Genomic DNA, 22,183 nt, shown 5'->3' on the forward strand with positions numbered 1-22,183 from the left:
TCTCGCCGACCAGGGTTAACAGGGTGTTGCCGCGGCGAAACGGTCAGAAGACACCGCCCATGAGCATCCCTGTACCCAGAAAAACCCCTGGTCCCTCGCGCCCCAAAAGGGACAGGGCCATGTTTTGGGGGCCGGGCCTCATCTGAGGACAGGGTATCTGCGAACCGGAGCGGTGCCGCTCCCCCCCTTTGCCGATCCGGAGGCGCCCACTGACCGTCTCGTTGCCCGCTCCACGGCTCGGGCCACACGGGGACCTTGGGCCCAGGTCAGGGATCACCCTGATGCGCCTCCGGGTGCCCCGGCCGTACGCTTGCCGCAGACCGGGGAGGGACGATGGGGAACGCGGGTCCGATCGACGAGTACGTCGCGTCGATGCGCCATGCGCTGCGCGGCCCGGGCGGCGCCAAGCGCGACCTGCTGGCCGAGGCGCGCGACAGCCTGCTCGACGCGGCCGAGGCGTACGAGATCGAGGGAGTCCCGCGGGCCGAGGCCGAGCGGCTGGCGGTCGCCGACTTCGGGACGGTGCCCGAGGTCGCGCCGGGCTTCCAGGGGGAGCTGACGGTGAGCCAGGGCCGCCGCACGGCCGCGCTGCTGTTCCTCAGCGTGCCGCTCATCGCGTTCATGTGGACGGTGATCTGGCGGGTCTTCCCCCAGAGCCCGCATGTCGACGAGATCAAACCGGTGTGGTTCGGGCTGTTGGCCAGGACGGTGGATCTGCTCCAGCTCAGCGTGGGCGTGATGGGCGGCGTCGCGCTGCTCGCGTTCGGCCGAGGGGCGCGGCGCGTCCGCCGTCCCGTGCGGCTCACCCGGTGGCTGGGGTTGTTCGTCTGGATCCAGACGCCGCTGATCGGGGCGATGGGGCTGACGCTGGCGGCGGCCGCCCACGGCCCTGTGGGGTTCAGCGCCTACCTCCCCGGGCTGGCCGTGTCCGCGGTCAGCTACGCGCTCAGCGTGTGGCAGCTGTACAGCGCCGCGCACTGCCTGCGCTGCACCAGGGCGGTCTCCGCGCTCGGTACAGCGGATCTCAGCGCAGCGGGTCGAGAACGCTCCCTATCGCGGTCGTGAACGACCGCCAGGCCGACCGCTCCCCCGCCAGCGCCTTGCGCCCGGCGTCGGTGAGGCGGTAGGTCCGCCGTTTGCGCCCCCCGTCGGAGGCCCACTCGCCGGCGAGCAGCCCGGCCCGCTCCAGCCTGCGCAGCGCGGGGTAGACCGTGCCCGTCGGCACGTCGAGTGCGCCGCCGCTGCGCTCGCGCAGCGCTTCGATGATCGCGTAGCCGTGCAGCGGCTCGCGCTCCAGCACGGAGAGCAGCAGGGCGTCCATATGGCCCCGGAGCGCATCGGCGTTCACGCCCGCAGCCTATCCCGGTTCTTCACACGGCCGAGTCTATATGTAGGCTGTCTATATGTAGACAGCCTACGCATGGAGAAATCAATGGACATCGTCGGCCTCGCCCGGCTGCAGTTCGCCGTGACCGGAAGCCTCCACTTCCTGTTCGTCGTGCTCACGCTCGGGCTGGCCCCGCTGGTGGCGATCATGCACACCCGGTACGCCATCGGCGGGAACCCCCTGCACGAGCGGATGACCCGCTTCTGGGGGCAGATCTACGTGATCAACTACGCGCTCGGCGTCGTCACCGGGCTCGTGATGGAGTTCCAGTTCGGGCTGAGCTGGAGCGGCCTTTCGCACTACGCGGGCGACGTGTTCGGCGCGCCGCTGGCCATGGAGACGCTGCTGGCCTTCTTCCTGGAGTCCACGTTCCTGGGCCTGTGGATCTTCGGCTGGCACCGGCTGCCGCGCGGGCTCCACGTGGCGTGCATCTGGCTGGTGACGCTGACGGCGTACGCCTCGGCGCTGTTCATCATGGTCGCCAACTCCTTCCTGCAGAACCCGGCGGGCTCGGCCGAGATGGGCGGGCGGCTCGTGCTGCGCGACTTCGGCGCGCTGTTCACCAACCCGACCCTCGTCTTCGCGCTCCCCCACGTGCTGAGCGCCGGGCTGTGGACCGGCGGGTTCGTCGTGATGGGCGCCAGCGCCTACCACCTGTTCCGGCGCACCCCCGAGCGGGAGTTCTTCACCCGCTCCCTGCGCATCGGCGTGCTGACCGCCTTCATCGGGTCGCTGTTCACCGTCGGGTTCGGCTACGCCCAGTTCGGGCCGGTCGGCTCCGTCCAGCCGGACAAGTTCCACGGCGTGATCCCCGGCACCGCGCTCGGACTCATGATCACGATCGGGCAGCTCGTCCAGTTCGCCGTGATGTTCGTGCTGGCGCCGCTGCTCATCCGCGACCTGCTGGCCCGCTGGCGCTGGCTGCACCCCCTCCTCATGGTCATGACCCCGCTGCCGTTCGTCGCGGCGATCGCCGGCTGGATCGTCCGCGAGGTCGGCCGCCAGCCCTGGCTGGTGTACGGCAAGCTCTCCGTGGCCGACGCCCTCACCCCCGGGCTGACCCGCGCGGACATCACCGCCTCCTTCGCGGGTTTCGCGGGCGTGCTCGGGCTGCTCGCCCTCGTCGACTACGTCCTCATCGCCCGTGCCGTACGGCGTGGCCCGGGACAGGTCGCGCTCGGCGCCGCGGACCTTCCGGTCACGGCAGAGCCCGTCCCCGCCCACTCGCTGTAGAGGACCTGCCCCCATGGACATCTTCTGGTTCCTGACGTTCGCCGTCCTGCTGGCCGGCTACTTCGCCCTGGAGGGCTTCGACATCGGCCTCGGCGTGCTGCTGCCCGTGCTCGGCCGCTCCCCCGCCGCCCGCGACCGCCTCGTCGGCGCGATGGCCCCGTTCGTGCTCGCCAACGAGGTGTGGCTGGTCGCGCTCGCCGGCGTGCTGTTCGGCGCGTTCCCCGTGCTGGAGGGCCAGGCGCTGAGCCGCCTGTACCCTCTCGTCGTCGCCCTGCTGCTGGCGTGGATCGTGCGCGACGCGGGGCTGTGGTTCCGCCGTAGGTCCGGCGGCGCCGCCTGGCGTCTGGTGTGGGACGGCGCGCTGTGCGCGGGTTCGGCGGGGCTGGCGCTCTCCTGGGGCGCGATCCTCGTGGCCGTCGCGCGCGGCCTGCCCGCCTCGCCCCTCGACGCGGCGGGCATCGCGGGAGGTGTGGCGCTGCTCGCGCTGCTCGCCTGGCACGGCCGCACGTTCGCAGCGTGGCGCCTGCAGGACGGCCCGGGCAGGAGCGGGCGGGCGCTGCTGCTGTCGGCCTGTGCCGCCGCCGCGCCCGCGGTCCTGGTCATGGCGGCCGCGGCCGCCCACATGCTCGGCAACGCCGCCCCGGATCAGACACTGACTGTGCTCAGTGTCATGGTGGTCCCGGTCGCCCCGATCCTCGTGGGCGCGCAAGTATGGGTGTGGCGCACCTTCTCCAGGGGCGCGCTGCCGACGTTCTTCTGATTGGGGACCGTTGCACAAGGATCTCCTCCGGCTGGCCCGCGCGGAGCGGAGCGTCCGCATCCATCTCGCCTGCTGCCTGGCGGCGGCGGTGGTGGCCGGGCTGCTCGTGCTCGTGCAGGCGGAACTGCTGGCCGGGGTGCTGTCCGGCCGGTTCGCGATCGCCGCGCTGCTCCCCCTGGCGCTCGTCGTCGCCTGCCGCGGGCTGCTCGGATGGGCGCAGGGAGTGCTCGCGGGCCGCGCGGCCACCGCGCTGAAGTCGGCGCTGCGGCGACTGCTCTTCGGCCGGGTGGAGGGTCTCGGGCCGGCGTACCGGTCGGGTGAGCTGGTGACGCTCGCGGGCCGGGGGCTCGACGCGCTCGACCCCTACCTGACGGGCTACCTGCCGTCGGTCGCCGTGGCCGGGGTCGTGCCGCTCGCGGTCGTGGTCCGGCTCTTCGTGGCCGACCTGGCCACCGCCGTGATCGTGGTGCTCACGCTGCCGCTGATCCCGATCTTCGGGGCGCTGGTCGGGTGGACCACCAAGACCGTGACGGAACGGCAGTGGCGCGCGCTGGCCCGCCTCGGCGGCCACTTCCTCGACGTCGTACGCGGCCTGCCCACGCTGCGGGCCTTCGGCCGGGCCCGCTACCAGGCGTCGGTGATCCGCGAGGTCGCGGAGGCCCACCGCGCCGCGACCATGCGCACGCTGCGGGTGGCGTTCCTGTCGTCGCTGGTGCTCGAACTCGTGGCGTCGCTGTCGCTGGCGCTGGTGGCGGTGCCCGTGGGGCTGCGGCTGCTGTCGGGCTCGCTCGACCTGCGTACGGCGCTGCTCGTGCTGCTGCTCGCCCCGGAGGCGTACCTGCCGCTGCGCGCGATGGGCACCCGCTTCCACGCCGCCATGGAGGGCGTCGCCGCCGCCGACGAGGCGTTCGCGGTCATCAACCCGCCGCAGGAGGCCGGGCGGGCGACCGCACCGGCCGGAGCCGCCACGGGCACGGGAAAGGCAGGCGGCGCGGGGCGGCCCGCGCCGGCCGGCGGGCCGCCGGAGATCCGGCTGGAGGACGTCACCGTGCGCTACCCGGGCCGCGAGGAGACCGCGCTCGACCGCGTCTCGCTGGTCATCGAGCCGGGCGAGCGGCTGGCGATCGTCGGCCCGAGCGGCGCGGGCAAGAGCACGCTGCTGCACCTGCTGCTCGGGTTCGTGACCCCGTCGGAGGGGCGGGTGCTGGTGGACGGGACCGATCTGGCCGGCCTCGACCTCGACGAGTGGCGGCGGCGGCTCGCCTTCGTGCCACAGCGCCCGCACCTGTTCGCGACGTCGGTGGCCGACAACATCGCGCTCGGTTCGGCGGCCGGTCCTGAGGAGGTCAGGGCCGCCGCGGCGGCGGCGCAGGTGGCGGAGTTCGCCGCCGCCCTGCCGCAGGGGTACGACACCCCGCTCGGCGAGCGCGGCGCGAACCTGTCGGCGGGCCAGCGTCAGCGGGTCGCCCTGGCCAGGGCCTTCTGCCGCCCCGCCGCCCGGGTGCTGCTACTGGACGAGCCCACGGCGCGGCTCGACGGCAGGAGCGAGGCGGCGATCGTGGCGGCCACGCGCAGGCTGGCGGAGGGCCGTACGGCGATCATCGTCGCGCACCGCCCGGCAATGATCGACCTCGCCGACCGGGTCGTCCGCCTCGACGGCGGCGCCCTCGTCCCCCCGGTTCCCGCGCCCCCGATCTCCCTACAGGGCGGGGAGGCCCGATGAGCCGCGCGGAGGCGACCACGAAGACGGCCATGAAGACGGCCACGGAGACGTCCGCAGTGGCCTCGCCGCTGTCGGTGGTCACCGGCACCGGCATGGGACGGCGGCTCGTGCTCGCCGCGCTCGCCGGGGCGGCGGCCGACCTCGCGGGGGTCGCACTCATCGCGTCGGCCGCCTGGCTGATCACGCGGGCCGCCGAGCAGCCGCCCCTGGCGGCGCTGTCGGTCGCGATCGTGGCCGTGCGGGCGTTCGCCACCACCCGCGGCGTGTTCCGGTACGGCGAGCGCCTGGCCGGGCACGACGTCGCGCTGCGCGCCCAGGCGGGCACCCGCGAGCGTCTCTATCGGGCGCTGATCCCGGCAGGGCCGCTGCCGCAGCGCGGGGCCGACCTGCTCAGTCGCATGGTGGACGACACCGACGCCGTGCAGGACCTGCTCGTCCGCTGCCTGCTGCCGGCCGCCGCCGCGCTGATCACCGGCGTCGCCGCCGTCGTCATCGCGGGCTTCCTGCTGCCCGCCGCCGCGTTCGTGCTCGCCGCCGGCCTGCTCGTCGCCGGGGTGCTGCTGCCCGCGGGCACGGCCGCCGCCGCCCGGCGCTGGTCGGCGCGGATCGCCCCGGCCCGCGCCGACCTGGCCGCCCGGGTGGCCGACCTGGTCCACGGCGCGGCCGACCTCGCGGCGTACGGCGCGCGCGACCGGGCGCTGTCGGCGGCGATGGACGCCGACGGGCGGCTGTCCCTGCTGGAGCGGGGGCAGGCCCGGATCAACGCCACCGCGCTCGGCGTCGGCATGCTGACGCAGGGACTGACCGTCGTCGTCGTGGTCCTGACGGCCCAGGCCGCCGGTCTCGGCCGGGTCGCGACCGCCGTGGCCGCCCTGACCGCGCTGGTCGCCTTCGAGCCCGCACTGCCGCTGGCGGCCGCGGGCGAGCGGTTCGCGGGGGTGGTCGCGGCGCTGCGCAGGCTCAGGGAGACCGCCGCCACTGCACCGGCGGTGCGTGAGCCCGCGGATCCGGCGCCCGCACCCGAGCCGCCGCTGACGGTCGAGGTCGACGATCTCGTGGTGCGCCACGGCGGGCGTGAGCCCGCGCTGAACGGCGTGAGCCTGACGCTGACGCCGGGCCGCCGGGTCGCGGTGGTCGGCCCGAGCGGCGCGGGGAAGAGCACCCTGCTGTCGGCGCTGATGCGGACCGTGGAGATCGAGTCCGGCGCGATCCGGCTCAACGGGGTCGACGTGCGGCGCCTGTCCTCCGACGACGTGCGGGCGCTCGTCACGGGCCTCACCCAGGACCCGTACGTCTTCCAGGCCACGGTCAGCGACAACCTGCGCCTGGCCGGGCCGCAGGCGTCCACCGAGGACATCGAGGCGGCCGTACGGCGGGCCCGCCTGGACGCCTGGACCGAGCGCACCGGCTGGGACGCGGTGCTCGGCGAGGATGGCAGGACGGTCTCCGGCGGCCAGCTCCAGCGGCTCGCGCTGGCCCGGGCCCTGCTGTACGACCCGCCGGTGCTGCTGCTGGACGAGCCGGCCGAGGCCCTGGACGAGGAGACGGCCGACCTGCTGATGGCCGACCTGCTGGACGCCACCCGCGGCCGCACCACGCTGCTGGTCACCCACCGGCTGCGCGGCCTGGAACAGGTCGACGAGATCGTCGTGCTGGAGGGCGGCAGGGTCACCCAGCGCGGCGCGCACGCCGACCTCGTCGCCGTGCCGGGTTACTACCGCGATCTGTGGGAGTCGGAGGCCCTCACCCGCCACCGCGGCTGACCGCTCTCGCCCCGCCACCTGTTCGCGTGAACCTTCCGTGAAGAAGGCATTGCGGATCTTGTCAGATGTAAGTAATTTTCAGACAACGCGATGACCTTGCATGGTATTTACCTACACGCATGGCGCTCGCCGAACTGGCTACGAGCCGAAAGGGAGTCTCGTGAAGAGAAGGTGGATCGCGGGAGCGATCGGCGTGCTCGCGGTGGCGCTGGCGGCGTGCGCTCCCGGGGGTGGTGCATCCGAGCAGGGCGACAAGGCGGGCGGTGACAAGGTCACGCTGAGTCTGTGGTCGTGGCGTGTGGAGGACGTCAAGGCGTACGAGAAGATCCTCGCCACGTTCGAAAAGTCGCACCCGAAGATCCATGTCGAGTTCAAGCCGTTCCAGGCCACCGAGTACCCCAACATCCTGGCCACCGGCCTGTCCGGCACCGCCGGGCCCGACGTCGCCCAGCTGAAGTCCTACGGCGGGTTGCAGCCGCTGGTCGAGGCGGGCCAGCTGGTGCCGCTGGACGGCAAGGTGGAGGCGCTGTCCGGCTTCGACGCCAAGCTGCTGGAGGGCGCCAAGGGCCACAAGGACGGCAAGATCTACGGCGTGCCGTTCGCCTACCAGACGCTCCAGGTGCTCTACAACAAGAAGCTGTTCGGCGACAACGGCATCCAGCCCCCCGCCACCTGGGACGACATGATCGCGGCGGCCGGCAAGCTGAAGGCGGCCGGGATCACGCCGTTCGCCGTCGCGGCCGGGCCCGACGCGACCTGGACGTTGCCGATCGTCCACGAGATCTTCGGCAACGCCCGTTACGGCAGCACGAAGTTCCGGGACGCGCTGCTGCGCGGCGAGAAGAAGTTCACCGACCCCGACTTCACGGCCTCGATCAAGCTGATCAAGGACCTGGAGCCGTACTTCCCCAAGGACGTGGTGGCCGTCAAGATCCCCGACGTCCAGGCGCTGTTCGCCACCGGAAAGGCCGCGATGTACCCCACGGGCAGCTTCGACCTGGCGCCCGTGCTCGCGGCCAACCCGAGCCTGGATCTCGGCGTCTTCCAGGTGCCGCCGCCGCCCGGCTCCCCGGTGACCACGCCCGTGACGCCGGGCTGGGCCGACGGCTCGTTCGGCGTCAACGCCAAGTCGGCCCACCAGGCCGAGGCACTCGAACTGGTCAAGTGGATGGCGACGCCGGAGTTCGGGCAGCTCTACGCGAGCGAGCTGAAGCAGCTGTCGGCGGTTCCCGGGGTCACGCCGCCGGACCCGCTGCTGGCCGAGATGGCGAAGAACTACGCCGCCAACGGCGCGCCGTACACGCTGCTCGTCGACTTCCGGTACGGCCAGCCGAACGGCGACGCGGTCTTCCGGGACGAGGTGCAGAAGATGCTGGCGGGCCAGACCGATCCCAAGGCGGTCGCCGAGAGCGTGCAGAAGGGCGTCGGGCAGTGGTTCAAGCCGGGGAACTGAGCACGCCCCGGCGCTCTCCCGGACGGTTCCCCCGACGCTTTTCCGGCCGCTTTTCCGGGCGTCGCGCGGCACGCACCGGCGCCGGTCGCCGGTACGTGCCGCGGTGGCGGGTGCTGGCCGTCTTCCTGCTGCCCGCGTTCCTGCTCTACTCGGTCTTCATCGTCTATCCGCTGGTCACCGCGCTCGACTACAGCTTTTTCGAGTGGCGCGGGATCCGGCAGACGGGGTTCGCCGGGCTCGCCAACTACCGGGACCTGTTCGGCGTCTACCCCTATGACCAGCAGCTGTGGCGGGCGCTGGCGCACAACGCGCTGTTCTTCGCCGGGACGATGCTGATCCAGAACACGGTCGGGCTGCTGTTCGCCCTCCTGCTGTTCCGGTACGGCCGCGGCAAACGGTTCCTGCAGGCCGCGTTCACCACGCCCTACCTGGTGGACCCGCTGGTCGTCGGCTACCTGTGGAGCCTGCTGCTCAACCCGACGTTCGGCCCGGTCAACTCGCTGCTCGAGGCGGCCGGGCTGGACTCGTGGGCGCTGCCCTGGCTGGGCGACACGCGTACGGCGCTGCCGGTCGTCATCCTGGTCAACGCGTGGCAGTGGGTGGGCTTCCCCATGCTGCTGTTCTCCGCCGCGCTCGCCGGAATCCCGGCCGAGTATCACGAGGCGGCCCGGGTCGACGGCGCCTCGGCCTGGCAGGCGTTCCGGCGGGTGACGCTGCCGCTGCTCACCCCGGCGATCGGCGTGGTGAGCGTGCTGACGTTCATCGGCAACTTCAACGCCTTCGGGCTGGTCTACGCGATGGCCGGATCGACCGGGTCCCCGGCCGGCTCGACCGACGTGCTCGGCCTGCTGTTCTACCGGGTCGCGTTCGTCGAAGGCGGCGTGAACGCGATCGGGCGGTCGTCGGCGCTCGCCGTGCTGATGTTCGTGTTCATCTTCGGGGTGTCGCTGCTGGCCAGCTCGTACTTCCGGCGCCGGGAGAGGAGGCTGCTGTGACGGCCCGGCACCGGGCTCCGGGGCGCGTCGCCGTCCACCTGCTGCTGTGGGGGTACGCGGTCGTCGCGCTGCTGCCGTTGGTCGTCATGCTGGTCAACTCGCTGCGGCCCACCAGCGAGATCTTCACCGCGCCGCTGGGGCTGCCGGCGTCCCCGACGCTGCGCAGTTACGGCCGCGTGTGGACGGAGGCGTCGTTCAGCACCTACCTGCTGAACTCGCTGACCGTCACCTGCGGCGCCGTGCTGCTCGGCACGGCGGTCTCCGCGCTGGCGGCCTACCCGCTGGCCCGCTACGACTTCTTCGGCAACCGGGTGCTCGGGGCGTACTTCCTGGCGGGGCTCATGCTGCCGATCCGGCTGGGCCTGGTGCCGATCTTCTACCTCATGGACTCCATGGGGCTGATCGACTCGCTGCTCGGGCTCACGCTGCTGTATGCCGCGTCGGGGGTGCCGTTCTGCATGTTCGTGCTGTCGGCGTTCTACCGTTCCCTGCCGGGGGAGCTGGACGAGGCGGCCCGGCTCGACGGGGCCGGCGAGTTCCGGATCTTCGGGCAGATCATGGTGCCGCTGGTGCGGCCCGCGCTGGCGTCGGTGACGCTGTTCCAGTTCGTGCCGCTGTGGCATGAGTTCCTCTACCCGCTGGTGCTACTGCGCTCCGACGAGAAGTTCACGATCCCGCGCGGGTTGTCGCAGTTCTTCGGCGAGTACACGACCGACTGGTCGGCGCTGTTCGCCGGGCTGGTCCTCGCCACGGCGCCGCTCTTCGTGCTGTTCGTCCTGGCGACCAAGCAGATCATCGCCGGGCTGACCGCCGGCATGAGCAAGTAGAGGCAGGGCGGATGAGCCCCGGCGACGACCACCCGAGCGGCATCCCGGCTTCGAACGGGATTCTCGTGCGGCTGCGCGGCGCGATCCGGTCTCTGCGGCCCGCGGAGCAACGGGTCGCGCGCGCGGTGCTGGCCGACCCCCAGGGCGTCGCGGACCGCCCGATCGGGGCGCTCGCCCGCGAGTGCGGCACCTCGGAGGCCACGGTGCTGCGCTTCTGCCGGGCCATCGGGCTGCGCGGCTACCCCGAGCTGCGGATCGCGCTCGCCCGCGAGGCGACGCTGGAGGCGTCACGTGCCGGAGACGCACGCCCGCTCGACGGCGACATCAGCGCCGACGATCCGCTGGAGGAGATCGTCGCCAAGATCGGCTACAGCGACTCCCGCGCGGTCGCGGAGACCGCCGAGCACCTCGACACCGCCGCCCTGGAGCATGCGGTCACCGCCATCGCCGGGGCCCGCCGCGTGGACCTCTACGGCGCCGGGGCGAGCGGCTTCGTCGCGGCCGATCTGCACCAGAAGCTGCACCGGATCGGCCTGATGGCCTTCGCCTGGCAGGACTTCCACAGCGCGCTCACCTCGGCCGCGCTGCTGCGCAGGGGCGACGTCGCGATCGGCATCTCGCACACCGGCACCACCGTCGACGTCCTGGACGCGCTGCGGCTGGCCGCCGACCGGCGGGCGACCACGATCGCGATCACGAACTTCGACCCCTCGCCGATCACGCAGCTCGCCGACATCGTGCTGAAGACCGCGGCCCGCGAGACCCCGTTCCGCTTCGGCGCGATGGGCAGCAGGATCGCCCAGCTCACCGTCGTCGACTGCCTCTCCGTCGGGGTGGCCGCCCGGCTCACGTACGACGAGACACTCACCGCCCTGGAGGACACCTTCCGCGCGATCAGCGGCCGCCGGCGCAGGTAGGCACTTCTCTCAGGAAAAGCGATCGCCGGCGGGCCGTCCCCCCAGAGGCCCGCCGGCGACGATCGTGGACCGTCAGCTCGTGGACGACTGCTCCGCGAGCGCGGTGGTGATGGTGTTCTCCTTGCCGTCACGGGTGTAGGTGACCGTCACCTTGTCGCCGGGGCGGGAGCTGCGGATGGTGCCGACGAGCGCCTCCGCGCTGTCCACCAGCTTGTCGTTGATCTTGGTGATCAGGTCGCCCTCCTTGAGGCCGGCCTTCTCCGCCGGGCTGCCGGCCGTGATCGAGCTGACCACCGCGCCGGACGCGCCGCCGACCGCGTCGGCCACGCTCACGCCGAAGAAGGCGTGGGTCGCCTTGCCCGTCTTGATGAGCTGCTCGGAGACGAGCTTCGCGGTGTTGATGGGGATCGCGAAGCCCACGCCGATGTTGCCGGAGCTGGAGCCCGAGGTGGCGATCGCCGTGTTGACGCCGACGACCTGCCCGGAGGAGTTGACCAGCGCGCCGCCGGAGTTGCCGGGGTTGATCGCGGCGTCGGTCTGGATCATGCCGCCGATCGTGGTGCCCTGGCTCTGCGGCTGCTGCTGCTGTTCCATGCCCCAGGGGAACTGCGGCTGCTGCTCTTCGGGGGCCTCGGTCAGCGTGCGGTCGAGGGCGCTCACGATGCCGGAGGTGACCGATCCCTCCAGGCCGAGCGGGCTGCCGATCGCGAGGACGGCGTCGCCGACCTGGAGCTTGTCGCTGTCGCCGAGGGAGGCGGGGGTCAGGCCGGACACGCCCTGCGCCTGGATGACCGCGAGGTCGGTGGTGGGGTCGGTGCCCTTGATGACGGCGTTGGCGGTCTTGCCGTCGCTGAACTTCACGGTGACCGTGCCGCCGCCCCCGCCGCCGATGCTCACTACGTGGTTGTTCGTCAGGATCAGACCGTCGGCCGACAGGATGACACCGGACCCCTCGCCGCCGGCCGTGGCGGTCTTCACCTCGATGGACACCACGGACGGCATGATCGCCTTGGCCACCGCGGCGATGGTGGTGGTGGAGGAGTTGGACACCCCCTTGACCACCGGGCTCGCGATCACCGTCTGCCCGCCGTTCACGCTGTTCGCGACGAGGGCCCCGGTGACCCCGCCGCCCAGCGCCACGGCCACGAGGGCGAGGCCCGCACCCGCCTTCTGTCGGGCGGTCAGCGTGCCCTTCCGCGCCGGAGGCGGCGGAAACTGCGCCGTGTCATAAGAACCGCTCCCGTAGGCGCCGTACGACTGGTACGCCCCGGTGTACTGCCCGTGCTGCGGCGGAGTGCTTCCAAACTGGCTCCAGCCGTGACCGGGGAGTATCTGGGTGTTCTCGTCGCCGGGAACGTGCTCAGGTGAACTCATCGCCATCCCCCTCAATGGATTCGCCGGTGATCCCGGCTCTCCGCCGGTACACGTAATACGATGACGCATCGGCGATAAGGTCTCGCTAAGCGATCAGCGGTGGGGATCCCCGAGCGCCCTACGCGTACTTTATGTCAGCTCGTCCGGGGCCAGTACTCGTCCCTGAGCAGGCGCTTGTACAGCTTGCCGGTGGGGTGGCGGGGCAGCTCGTCCCGGAAGTCGACCGACTTCGGGCACTTGTAGTGGGCCAGGCGTTCCCGGCAGTAGGCGATCAGCTCGGCCTCCAGGGCGGGACCGGCGGCGGCCGGGTCCGCCGGCTGCACGACGGCCTTGACCTGCTCGCCCATCTCGGGGTCCGGCACCCCGAAGACGGCCACGTCGGCCACCTCGGGGTGCATCGCCAGCACGTTCTCGGCCTCCTGCGGGTAGATGTTCACCCCACCGGAGATGATCATGTACGAGCGCCGGTCGGTTAGGTAGAGGAAGCCGTCATCGTCCAGATAGCCGATGTCCCCCAGCGTGGTCCAGCCACGGCCCTTGGGGTCCTGGACCGACGCGGTCTTCTCGGGGTCGCCGTGATACTCGAACTTCGGCCCGTCCGAGAAGTAGACCGTGCCGTGCTCACCGGGCGGCAGCTCGTTTCCGTCCTCGTCGCAGACGTGGGTGACCCCGAGCAGCGGCCGGCCCACCGTGCCCTTGTGGGCGAGCCAGTCCTCCGGCCCCGCGTACAGGAAGCAGTTGCCCTCCGTGCCCGCGTAGTACTCGTGGATGATCGGCCCCCACCACTCCATCATCCGCTCCTTGACCTCGACGGGGCAGGGCGCGGCGGCGTGGATGGCGCAGCGCAGCGACGACAGGTCGTAGCGCTCGCGCACCTCCTCGGGCAGCTTGAGCATCTTGACGAACATCGTGGGCACCCACTGCGCGTGGGTGACCCGGTGCCGCTCGACGAGCGCCAGCGCCTCCTCGGGGTCGAACCTCTCCATCACCACCACGGTCGCGCCGAGGCGCTGGAACGACATGCTGTACCGCAGCGGAGCGGCGTGGTAGAGCGGCGCGGGCGACAGGTACACGCTGTCGGCCGAGGGCGCGAACAGGAACTGGATGAGCTGCACCAGGGCGCCGGGGGCCTCCAGCGGCGCCCGGCTGAGCGGCGGCTTGACCCCCTTGGGGCGTCCCGTGGTGCCCGACGAGTAGAGCATGTCGGCGCCCTGGCACTCGTCGTCGACCGGCGTCACGGGCTGCCCCGCCACGGCCTCCTCGTACGAGGTGAACCCCGGGGCGACGCCGTCGACCATGAGCCGCAGCTCGACCCCGGGCGTGGCCTCGGTGACGGCGCTCGCGACGCCGGCGAGCTTCGCCGAGGAGATGAAGACCCGGGCCCCGCAGTTGTCCACGATGTACGACAGCTCGTCGGCCTGGAGGCGGGAGCTGATCGCGGTGTAGTACAGGCCCGAGCGGTGCGCGGCCCAGGCGATCACGAGGAAGAGCGGATGGTTCTCCAGCATGAAGGCGATGTGATCGCCAGGCTTCAGGCCCGCGGCCCGCAGCAGATGGGCCAGGCGGTTGGATTCCTCGTCGAGCTCGCGAAAGGTGATCACACGGCCGGAGCCCGCCATGATCACTGCCGGTTTGTCCGGCGTCACCGCCGCGATCGCCCCAGGGTGCATAACCGAACGTTACTCGGTTTGCTTTCCGCACGGTAGGCGCGAATTCCCGATGCGTCCGCTCAGCCCTCCAGCGCCCGGTAGGGGTCGCGCAGCGGCCTGGCCCGCTCGGCGAACGCGGCCTTGATCTCCGTCATCTTCGGCCCCGGCGCGTAGAAGCGGCCCTTCGTCTCCCCGTACGGCTGGAGCCACCCGGTGGCCGCCAGCTCGCGCAGGTCGCGGGCGGCCTGGCCCTGGCTCAGCCCCTCGTCGGCCTGGTACATGCCCCGCCGCAGCCGCCGGGAGACGAACACCTGGTAGAGCGCCGAGACCGTGCGCGGGTGCAGGCCCTGCGCCCCGGTCTGCTCCTCCAGCAGCATCCACACCTCGCCCGCCTCGGCGAGCCGGCGTCCCACCCGCTGCGCCTGCATGTGATGGCAGCGCAGGACGAACCGCACCCACGAGAGGGTGTCCCCGTGCGGGCTCCACCGGCGGCGTCCCACCTCGCCGAGCACGTCATAGTAGTCGTAGGTGGTGCGGCCCTCGCCCAGCCACTCCTCGATCGAGGCGAACTCCGGCGTGGTGATCTGGTCGCGGCCGAGCACGAGCGTCTGCAGCGCCCGCGACATGCGCCCGTTGCCGTCCCGCCACGGGTGGATCTTGACGAGGTTGAGGTGCGCCATGGCGGCGCGCACGTAGCTGGGCGCGCCGAGGTCGCCCTCGTTGAGCCACTCGACCAGTTCCGCCAGCAGGTCGGGGACCTGTTCGTGGTCGGGGCCCTCGTAGACCACCTCGCCGGTGGCGGAGTTGCGCACGTAGATCCCGCCGGGCCGCACCGTGCCCGGCGTCTTGTCCACGTGATGGCCGATCATCATGAAGTTGAGCGCGTGCAGCAGGCCCGCGTCGTAGCGGAAGACCCGTGCCCGCGACAGGGTGCCGATGTAGGTGAGCGCCTGCCGGTAGCCGGCGATCTCCCGGGCCACGGCCGCCGACGCCTCCAGGGGGTCCTCGCCGGACATGATCGACTCGATGTCCTCGACGCTGGCGTGGTAGCCCTCGATGGAGTTGGATCCCTGGATCGCGCGCGCCTGCAACTGCCGCCGCAGCAGGCCGTCCCAGCGGTGGGCCTCCGCCAGCCGGTATTTCAGGTCGCGCCGCATCTCCTCGATCTCGGCGAGCACCTTCTCGTCCGCGGCCTCCAGTGCCGGTGTCCCGTACAGCATGGGGCCCATGACAGCATGGACGAATCATCCGGTCAAGCGACTGGATGATTCGTCCACATATGTTCGCGTCAGGAGGCGGGGATGACCGAGCCCTTGAAGGTGTCCTCGATGTACTTCTTCACCTCGGGGCCGGTCAGCAGCCCGGCCAGCGTCTTCACCCGCGGGTCGCTCTCGTGCCCCTGCGCGACCACCAGGCCGTTGGCGTACGGGTTGCCCTCGGCCTTCTCCAGCACCAGCGCGTCGGAGGACGGGTTGAGGTTCGCCTCCAGCGCGTAGTTGCCGTTGATCACGGCGGCGTCCACGTCGTCGAGCGAGCGCGGAAGCTGCGCGGCCTCCAGCGGGCGGAAGGTCAGGTTCTTCGGGTTGCCGGTCACGTCGCGCTCGGTCGCGGCGGTGCCCACGCCGTCCTTGAGCGTGACCACGCCGTTGTCGGCGAGCAGCTTGAGCGCCCGGCCGAGGTTGGTGGCGTCGTTGGGCACCGCGACCGTGCCGCCCTGCGGCAGCGAGGCGAGGTCCTTGACCTTCTTGGAGTACAGGCCGAGCGGCTCCAGGTGCACGGGGGCGACGAAGCTCAGCTTCGTGCCCTTGGAGGCGTTGAAGTCGTCCAGGTAGGGCTTGTGCTGGAAGTAGTTGGCGTCGAGCTGGCCGTCCTGGAGCTGCAGGTTGGGCTGCACGTAGTCGCTGAATTCGACGATCTCAAGCTTCAGGCCCTTCGCGGCGGCCAGGTTGTCGGCCACGTACTTCAGGATCTGCGCGTGCGGCACCGGGCTCACGCCGACCTTGAGCGGGGCGTTCGCCGCCGCCGTGCCGGAGGCGGTCGCGGTGTCCGAAGACGAGGACCCGCAGGCGGACAACACGAGCGCGACCACGGCGGCGATGACGAGGCCGAGCGTTCTACGCATGGGACAGAACTCCTTAGATGGGTTAACGGTGGGAAAGACGGCGGGCGACGGCGTCGCCCAGGGTCTGCGCGAGCTGCACCACGACGACCAGCACGACCACGGTGACGACCATGAGCGTGGTCTCGAACCGCTGGTATCCGTAGCGGACGGCGAGGTCGCCGAGACCGCCGCCGCCGATCACCCCGGCCATGGCCGAGTAGGAGATGAGCGTGACCACGGTGACGGTCAGCCCGGCGACCAGGCCGGGCAGCGCCTCGGGGAGCAGGACGCGCGCCACGATCGTCACCCGGCCCGCCCCCATCGCCTCGGCCGCCTGCACGACGTCGCGGCCCACCTCGCGCAGCGCCGTCTCCACCAGCCGGGCGAAGAACGGCACCGCGCCGATCGTCAGCGGGACCACCGCGGCGGCGGTCCCGATCGTGGTGCCGGTGAGCACGCGGGTCACCGGGATGACCGCGATCATGAGGACGATGAAGGGCAGCGACCGGCCGACGTTGACGACGAGGCCGAGCACGCGCCGCACGGCGGGGGCCGGGAACAGCCCGCCCCGGTCCGTCCCGGCCAGGCAGACGCCGAGCGGCAGCCCGAACAGCACGGTGAACAACGTGGACCAGCCCACCATCACGGCGGTCTGCCCGGTGGCCTCCCACAGCAGAGGGCTCATCTCCGACCAGGTCATGCGTCCTCCTCCACCAGCAGGCCGCGCTCGCGCAGGTCGGCGAGGGCGGCAGCCGTACCGGCTCCGGTGATCCGCAGCCGCAGCCGGCCCGCCGGGACCCCCGCGACCTGTTCGACCGCACCCGCGGCGACGGCGACGTCCACGTCGTACGTACGCGCGAGCCGCGACAGCAGGGTCTGGTCGGCGGCCAGGGCGACCGTCACGGTGCCGGGCTCGGCGGGCGGCAGCGGGAACAGCTCGGCCGCCAGGCGCGACCCGGGGGTGGCGAGCAGGTCCGGGATGGGGCCCGCCTCGGCGATCCGCCCGTCGCTCATGATCGCCGCCGAGTCGCAGACGGCCTTGATGACGTCCATCTCGTGGGTGATGAGCAGGATGGTCAGCCCCAGCTCCCGGTTGAGCCGCCGCAGCAGGGCCAGGATCGACTGGGTCGTGGCGGGGTCGAGCGCGGACGTGGCCTCGTCCGACAGCAGCACCGACGGCTCGGCGGCGAGCGCCCGCGCGATGCCGACCCGCTGCTTCTGGCCGCCGGACAGCTGCGCGGGGTAGGCCCCGGCCCGGTCGGCCAACCCCACGAGGTCGAGCATCTCCGCGACGCGCCGGGCCCGGGCGGCCCTGCCGACGCCCATGACCTCCAGGGGGAAGGCCACGTTGCCCGCCACCGTGCGCGACGACAGCAGCGCGAAGTGCTGGTGGATCATGCCGATGCGCTGGCGGGCGCGGCGCAGGTCGGCCGCGCCGAGGGCGGTCAGCTCGCGCCCGTCGACGGTCACCACGCCCTCGTCGGGACGCTCGAGCAGGTTGACGCAGCGCAGCAGGGTGCTCTTGCCTGCGCCGCTGCGCCCGAGCACGCCGAAGACCTCGCCCTTGCCGACGTGGAGGTCGACGCCGTCGAGCGCGACGACGTCGCCGTAGGCCTTGCGCAGGCCCGTAACCGTGATCACTTGCTGTCCCCGAAGAAGTTGGCGGCCGATTGCTCACGCATGCGCGGCTAGCGCGTGCCGGGTGGGAAGGGCAGATGCGTGATCCGGCGCAGGATCAGATCGGGCAGCGGGGAGAGCGTCATCGGTGAGTGCCTTCGTTGGAGGGGTGGGGTCGCAGGCTTCAGGCCGTGGGACACCCTCGCTCGGGCGGGTTCACCAGGTTCGATACGCTCACGACCGGCTGAAACAGGAGTGAGCTAATCCTTATTCCATACCGGGAATGTGTGCTTCGTCACAGGGAAAGGCCCGCGCCTCCGGAGCGGAGACGCGGGCCGTGTGGAGTGGGTCAGGCGGCCGCCTGCTGAGCGACCGTCGCCGGGGTGAGGGCCAGGTCGAGGACCTCGCGGACGTCGCTCACCGCGTAGACGGTGAGGTCGGCCAGCACCTCGGCCGGGACGTCGTCCAGGTCGGGCTCGTTGCGCGCCGGGATGAGCACCGTGGTGATCCCCGCCCGGTGGGCCGCCAGCAGCTTCTGCTTGACCCCGCCGATCGGCAGCACCCGCCCGGTGAGGGACACCTCGCCGGTCATCGCCACGTCGGCGCGGACCGGCCGGCCCGACAGCAGCGAGGCCAGGGCGGTGGTCATCGTGACACCGGCCGAAGGGCCGTCCTTCGGCACCGCGCCCGCGGGCACGTGGATGTGCACCGACCTGTCCTTGAGCGACCCGACCGGCAGCTCCAGCTCGGCGCCCCGCGACCGCAGGAAGGACAGCGCGATCTGCGCCGACTCCTTCATCACGTCGCCGAGCTGGCCGGTCAGGGTCACACCGGTCGCCCCGGTCTCCGGGTCGGCCAGCGACGCCTCGACGTAGAGGACGTCGCCGCCCGCGCCGGTCACCGCGAGGCCGGTCGCCACGCCCGGCACCGCCGTACGCTGCCGCGCCTCCGGCAGGGACGACTCGGGCACGTGGCGCGGCCGGCCCAGGTAGGAGACCAGGTCGCCGGCCGTGACCGTCACCGGGAGCTCGGCCTCGCCGAGGGCGACCTTCGCCGTCGCCTTGCGCAGGATCCGGGCGATCGAGCGCTCGAGAGAGCGGACGCCCGCCTCGCGGGTGTACTCGCCCGCCAGGCGGCGCAGCGCCGCCTCCTCCACCGTCACGTCGTCGGCGGTGAGGCCGGCCTTCTCCAGGTTGCGCGGGAGCAGGTGGTCGCGGGCGATGGCGACCTTCTCGTCCTCGGTGTAGCCGTCGAGCGTGACGATCTCCATGCGGTCGAGCAGCGGCCCAGGCACCTGCTCCAGCACGTTGGCCGTGGCGAGGAACAGCACGTCGCTCAGGTCGAGCTCGACCTCCAGGTAGTGGTCGCGGAACGTGTGGTTCTGCGCCGGGTCGAGCACCTCGAGCAGCGCCGCCGTCGGGTCGCCCCGGTAGTCGGCGCCGACCTTGTCGATCTCGTCGAGCAGCACGACCGGGTTCATCGAGCCCGCCTCGCGGATCGCCCGGACGATGCGGCCGGGCAGCGCCCCCACGTACGTGCGCCGGTGACCGCGGATCTCCGCCTCGTCGCGGACGCCGCCGAGGGCGACGCGGACGAACTTGCGGCCCATGGCGCGGGCGACCGACTCGCCGAGCGAGGTCTTGCCGACTCCGGGAGGGCCGGCCAGCGCGAGGACGGCGCCGCTGCGCCGGCCGCCGACCACGCCGAGGCCCTTGTCGGCCCTGCGCTTGCGCACCGCGAGGTATTCCACGATGCGGTCCTTCACGTCGTCCAGGCCCGTGTGGTCGGCGTCGAGCACCGCGCGGGCCCCGGCGATGTCGTACTCGTCGGTCGTGTGGACGTTCCACGGCATGTCGAGCACGGTGTCGAGCCACGTGCGGATCCAGCCGCTCTCGGGCGACTGGTCGGAGGCCCGCTCCAGCTTGCCGACCTCCTTGAGCGCGGCCTCCCTGACCTTCTCCGGCAGTTCGGCGGCCTCGATGCGGGCGCGGTAGTCCTCCTCCTCGTCGGAGGGGTCGCCGTTGAGCTCGGCGAGCTCCTTGCGCACGGCCGCGAGCTGCTGGCGGAGCAGGAACTCGCGCTGCTGCTTCTCCATGCCCTCCTGGACGTCCTTGCGGATGGTCTCCGCGACGTCCAGCTCGGCGAGGTGGTCGCGGGCCCAGCCGACCAGCTTGTCCAGGCGCTCGGCCGGGTCGGCGGTCTCCAGGAGCAGCAGCTTCTGCGGCGTCTGCAGCCAGGGGGCGTATCCCGCGCTGTCGGCGAGGACGGCGGGGTCCTTGATCTGGTTGACCGCGTCGACCACCTGCCACGCGCCCCGCTTCTGCAGGATCGTGGTGGTGAGGGCCTTGTACTCCTTGGCGAGCTCCTCGGCCCTCGGCCCGGAGGCGACCGGCTCCAGCACGGTCGCCTCGACCCACAGCGCCGCGCCGGGGCCGGTGGTGCCGGTGCCGACGCGCATGCGGTCGACGCCGCGCACCACGGCCGCGGGCTCCCCGCCCGGCAGCCGGCCGACCTGTTCCACGACGGCGCTCACCCCCACCGGGCCGTAGCGGCCGTCTATGCGGGGCACCAGCAGGACCGTGCTCTGGCCATTGGCTCGGGCGGCGTCGATGGCCGCGCGGACCTCGGAGGCCGACAGATCGAGGGGCACGACCATGCCGGGCAGGACGACCTCGTCGTCGAGCGGAAGGACGGGAAGGATCTGGGACATCAGCACTCCACTAGGTTGAGTTATGTCGGCTCAACTAACAGGAGCCCGATCCTGTTCCCTGTTCTGCGTCAGTTCGCTGTGAGCGATCGTAATCGTGTAATCCCCACTGCTGTGGCGCGCCCATTCCCCTGAGTGGCGCATGATGACGTCCATGACATCCGGACATATCCGGCTTCGCTCGGCACCGGGCCGGTGGGTGCTGCTGACCACGGTCCTCGGGTCGGGCATGGCGACGCTCGACGGCACCGTGGTCAACGTGGCCCTCCCCGCCCTCGGGCGCGACCTCCACGCCGGAATGTCCGGCCTCCAGTGGACCGTGAACGCGTACACGCTCACCATGGCGGCGCTGATCCTGCTGGGCGGGTCGCTGGGCGACCGGCTCGGCAGGCGGAAGGTCTTCGTCGCCGGGGTGGCCTGGTTCGCCCTGGCCTCCGCCCTCTGCGGACTCGCGCCGAACGCGCCCGTGCTCGTGCTCGCCCGTGCACTCCAGGGCATCGGCGGGGCCCTGCTGATCCCCGGGTCCCTGGCGATCATCCAGGCGAGCTACGTGCGCGACGACCGGCCCCGCGCCGTCGGCGCCTGGTCGGGGCTGGGCGGCGTGGCCGCCGCCCTCGGGCCGCTGCTCGGCGGATGGCTCGTGGAGGCGGCCGGGTGGCGGTGGGTGTTCCTGCTCAACCTGCCGCTCGCGGCCGTCGTGGTCGGCGTCGCCGCCCGGCACGTGCCCGAGACCCGGGACGCCGGGCCGCACGGCCGCTTCGACGTGCTCGGGACCGTCCTCGCCGCCCCCGCGCTGGCCGGGCTGACGTACGGCCTGATCCTGGCGGGCGACGGCCTGGTGCCGCTGGCCGCCGGGCTCGTCCTGGCCGCCTGCTTCGTGGTGGTGGAGATCCGGCGCTCGCCCCGGTCCCTCGTCCCCGTGGGGGTCTTCGCCTCGAAGGAGTTCACCGCGGTCAACGTCGTCACACTGGTCATGTACGCCGCGATGGGCCTGGTGTTCTTCCTGCTGGTCGTCCAGCTCCAGGTGTCGGCCGGGTTCTCTCCCGTCGCCGCCGGGTCGGCGATGCTCCCGGTCACGGTCCTCATGCTGCTGCTGTCGCCCCGGGCCGGCGAGCTGGCGAGGAAGACGGGCCCGCGCCTGCCCATGACGGGAGGCATCCTCCTGTGCGCGGCCGGGCTGCTGCTGATGAGCCGCATCGCCCCGGGCTCGTCCTATCTCACCGGCGTGCTGCCCGCGGCGGTCGTGTTCGGGCTCGGCCTGTCCGCCGCCGTCGCCCCGCTCACCGCGACCGTGCTCGCCACGGCCGAGGAGCGGTACGCGGGCGTGGCGAGCGGGGTCAACAACGCCCTGGCCCGGACGGGCGGCCTCCTGGCCGTCGCGGCCGTCCCGCCACTGGTGGGGCTGACGGGGGACGCCTACGACTCCCCGGCCGCCTTCACCCGGGGGTTCCACACGTCGATGCTGGTCAGCGCGGCCATGATGGCCGTCGCGGCGGTCATCACGTTCGCCACGATCAGGTCGAACGTCCTCGCGACCGCGTCCGAACCGCCCGCCCCCGGCTGCCCAGTCGACGCGCCGTCCCTCGACCCCCGCCCTCCGGCGAGTTCGGGCACCTGACCGTCGTCGCGGTTCCTGCTACCCGATCACGCGGCCGCGCGTGGAACCGGAACCCCGCC

At 72.1% G+C, this 22,183-nt stretch carries 18 protein-coding genes; 10 read left to right on the top strand and 8 right to left on the bottom strand.

Going from position 1 to position 22,183, the window contains the following annotated elements; genetic code table 11:
• The first annotated feature begins 333 nt into the window (after positions 1-333).
• Entirely contained in the window at positions 334-1,065 is a 732-nt protein-coding gene (locus Msi02_RS22545; protein WP_204050121.1) for a permease prefix domain 1-containing protein, read from the top strand.
• On the opposite strand, the gene Msi02_RS22550 is transcribed toward Msi02_RS22545, so the two are convergent.
• Positions 1,025-1,348, bottom strand: a complete 324-nt coding sequence (locus Msi02_RS22550; RefSeq protein ID WP_076436494.1) for a helix-turn-helix transcriptional regulator — start codon at positions 1,346-1,348, stop codon at positions 1,025-1,027. The two genes, Msi02_RS22545 and Msi02_RS22550, sit on opposite strands and share 41 nt — an antisense overlap.
• A gap of 84 nt (positions 1,349-1,432) precedes the next feature.
• Here Msi02_RS22550 and Msi02_RS22555 point away from each other — a divergent pair, with 84 nt between their 5' ends.
• The 8 genes from Msi02_RS22555 to Msi02_RS22590 all read left to right on the top strand — a co-directional run bounded on the left by Msi02_RS22555 (position 1,433) and on the right by Msi02_RS22590 (position 11,058).
• Positions 1,433-2,620, top strand: a complete 1,188-nt coding sequence (locus Msi02_RS22555; protein WP_204050122.1) for a cytochrome ubiquinol oxidase subunit I — start codon at positions 1,433-1,435, stop codon at positions 2,618-2,620.
• A gap of 13 nt (positions 2,621-2,633) precedes the next feature.
• Positions 2,634-3,380, top strand: a complete 747-nt coding sequence (locus Msi02_RS22560) for a cytochrome d ubiquinol oxidase subunit II (protein ID WP_204050123.1) — start codon at positions 2,634-2,636, stop codon at positions 3,378-3,380.
• A 10-nt stretch (positions 3,381-3,390) separates the two neighbouring features.
• A complete protein-coding gene (gene cydD, locus Msi02_RS22565) occupies positions 3,391-5,103 on the top strand; it encodes a thiol reductant ABC exporter subunit CydD (protein ID WP_204050124.1) in 1,713 nt (570 codons plus the stop codon).
• Positions 5,100-6,866, top strand: coding sequence for a thiol reductant ABC exporter subunit CydC (gene cydC, locus Msi02_RS22570; protein ID WP_239108615.1), 1,767 nt, complete (start codon positions 5,100-5,102; stop codon positions 6,864-6,866). Before cydD ends, cydC begins: the two co-directional genes overlap by 4 nt.
• Before the next feature lie 160 nt (positions 6,867-7,026).
• Positions 7,027-8,319, top strand: a complete 1,293-nt coding sequence (locus Msi02_RS22575) for an extracellular solute-binding protein (RefSeq protein ID WP_204050125.1) — start codon at positions 7,027-7,029, stop codon at positions 8,317-8,319.
• 95 nt (positions 8,320-8,414) lie between these two features.
• Positions 8,415-9,314 (top strand): carbohydrate ABC transporter permease, encoded by a 900-nt coding sequence (locus tag Msi02_RS22580; protein WP_079319968.1) that lies wholly within the window; start codon positions 8,415-8,417, stop codon positions 9,312-9,314.
• The gene (locus Msi02_RS22585; RefSeq protein WP_204050126.1) at positions 9,311-10,141 is read left to right on the top strand and encodes a carbohydrate ABC transporter permease; all 831 of its coding nucleotides are present in this window, start codon (positions 9,311-9,313) and stop codon (positions 10,139-10,141) included. The genes Msi02_RS22580 and Msi02_RS22585 overlap by 4 nt, the downstream gene beginning before the upstream one ends.
• Positions 10,142-10,152: 11 nt before the next feature.
• Entirely contained in the window at positions 10,153-11,058 is a 906-nt protein-coding gene (locus tag Msi02_RS22590; protein ID WP_204050127.1) for a MurR/RpiR family transcriptional regulator, read from the top strand.
• Between the two features lie 72 nt (positions 11,059-11,130).
• Here Msi02_RS22590 and Msi02_RS22595 read toward each other — a convergent pair whose 3' ends face one another.
• The 7 genes from Msi02_RS22595 to lon form a co-directional block, all read right to left on the bottom strand.
• Positions 11,131-12,432: a S1C family serine protease gene (locus Msi02_RS22595; protein WP_204050128.1), complete on the bottom strand. Its 1,302-nt coding sequence runs from the start codon at positions 12,430-12,432 to the stop codon at positions 11,131-11,133.
• A 134-nt stretch (positions 12,433-12,566) separates the two neighbouring features.
• A complete protein-coding gene (locus tag Msi02_RS22600; protein WP_204050129.1) occupies positions 12,567-14,102 on the bottom strand; it encodes an acyl-CoA synthetase in 1,536 nt (511 codons plus the stop codon).
• Positions 14,103-14,161: 59 nt separating this feature from the next.
• Positions 14,162-15,301, bottom strand: a complete 1,140-nt coding sequence (locus Msi02_RS22605) for a Fic family protein (RefSeq protein ID WP_204050130.1) — start codon at positions 15,299-15,301, stop codon at positions 14,162-14,164.
• 68 nt (positions 15,302-15,369) lie between these two features.
• On the bottom strand, positions 15,370-16,203 hold the full coding sequence (locus Msi02_RS22610) for a MetQ/NlpA family ABC transporter substrate-binding protein (protein ID WP_079319973.1): 834 nt from the start codon (positions 16,201-16,203) through the stop codon (positions 15,370-15,372).
• A gap of 22 nt (positions 16,204-16,225) precedes the next feature.
• Positions 16,226-16,882 (bottom strand): methionine ABC transporter permease, encoded by a 657-nt coding sequence (locus tag Msi02_RS22615; RefSeq protein ID WP_079319974.1) that lies wholly within the window; start codon positions 16,880-16,882, stop codon positions 16,226-16,228.
• Positions 16,879-17,823: a methionine ABC transporter ATP-binding protein gene (locus Msi02_RS22620; protein WP_204050131.1), complete on the bottom strand. Its 945-nt coding sequence runs from the start codon at positions 17,821-17,823 to the stop codon at positions 16,879-16,881. The genes Msi02_RS22615 and Msi02_RS22620 overlap by 4 nt, the downstream gene beginning before the upstream one ends.
• 325 nt (positions 17,824-18,148) lie before the next feature.
• Complete coding sequence (lon, locus tag Msi02_RS22625; RefSeq protein WP_204050132.1) at positions 18,149-20,509, bottom strand: endopeptidase La; 2,361 nt, start codon at positions 20,507-20,509, stop codon at positions 18,149-18,151.
• A 151-nt stretch (positions 20,510-20,660) separates the two neighbouring features.
• Here lon and Msi02_RS22630 point away from each other — a divergent pair, with 151 nt between their 5' ends.
• Positions 20,661-22,124, top strand: coding sequence for an MFS transporter (locus tag Msi02_RS22630; RefSeq protein ID WP_239108616.1), 1,464 nt, complete (start codon positions 20,661-20,663; stop codon positions 22,122-22,124).
• Positions 22,125-22,183: the final 59 nt, after the last annotated feature.

Source organism: Microbispora siamensis (assembly GCF_016863095.1).
Lineage (GTDB): Bacteria > Actinomycetota > Actinomycetes > Streptosporangiales > Streptosporangiaceae > Microbispora > Microbispora siamensis.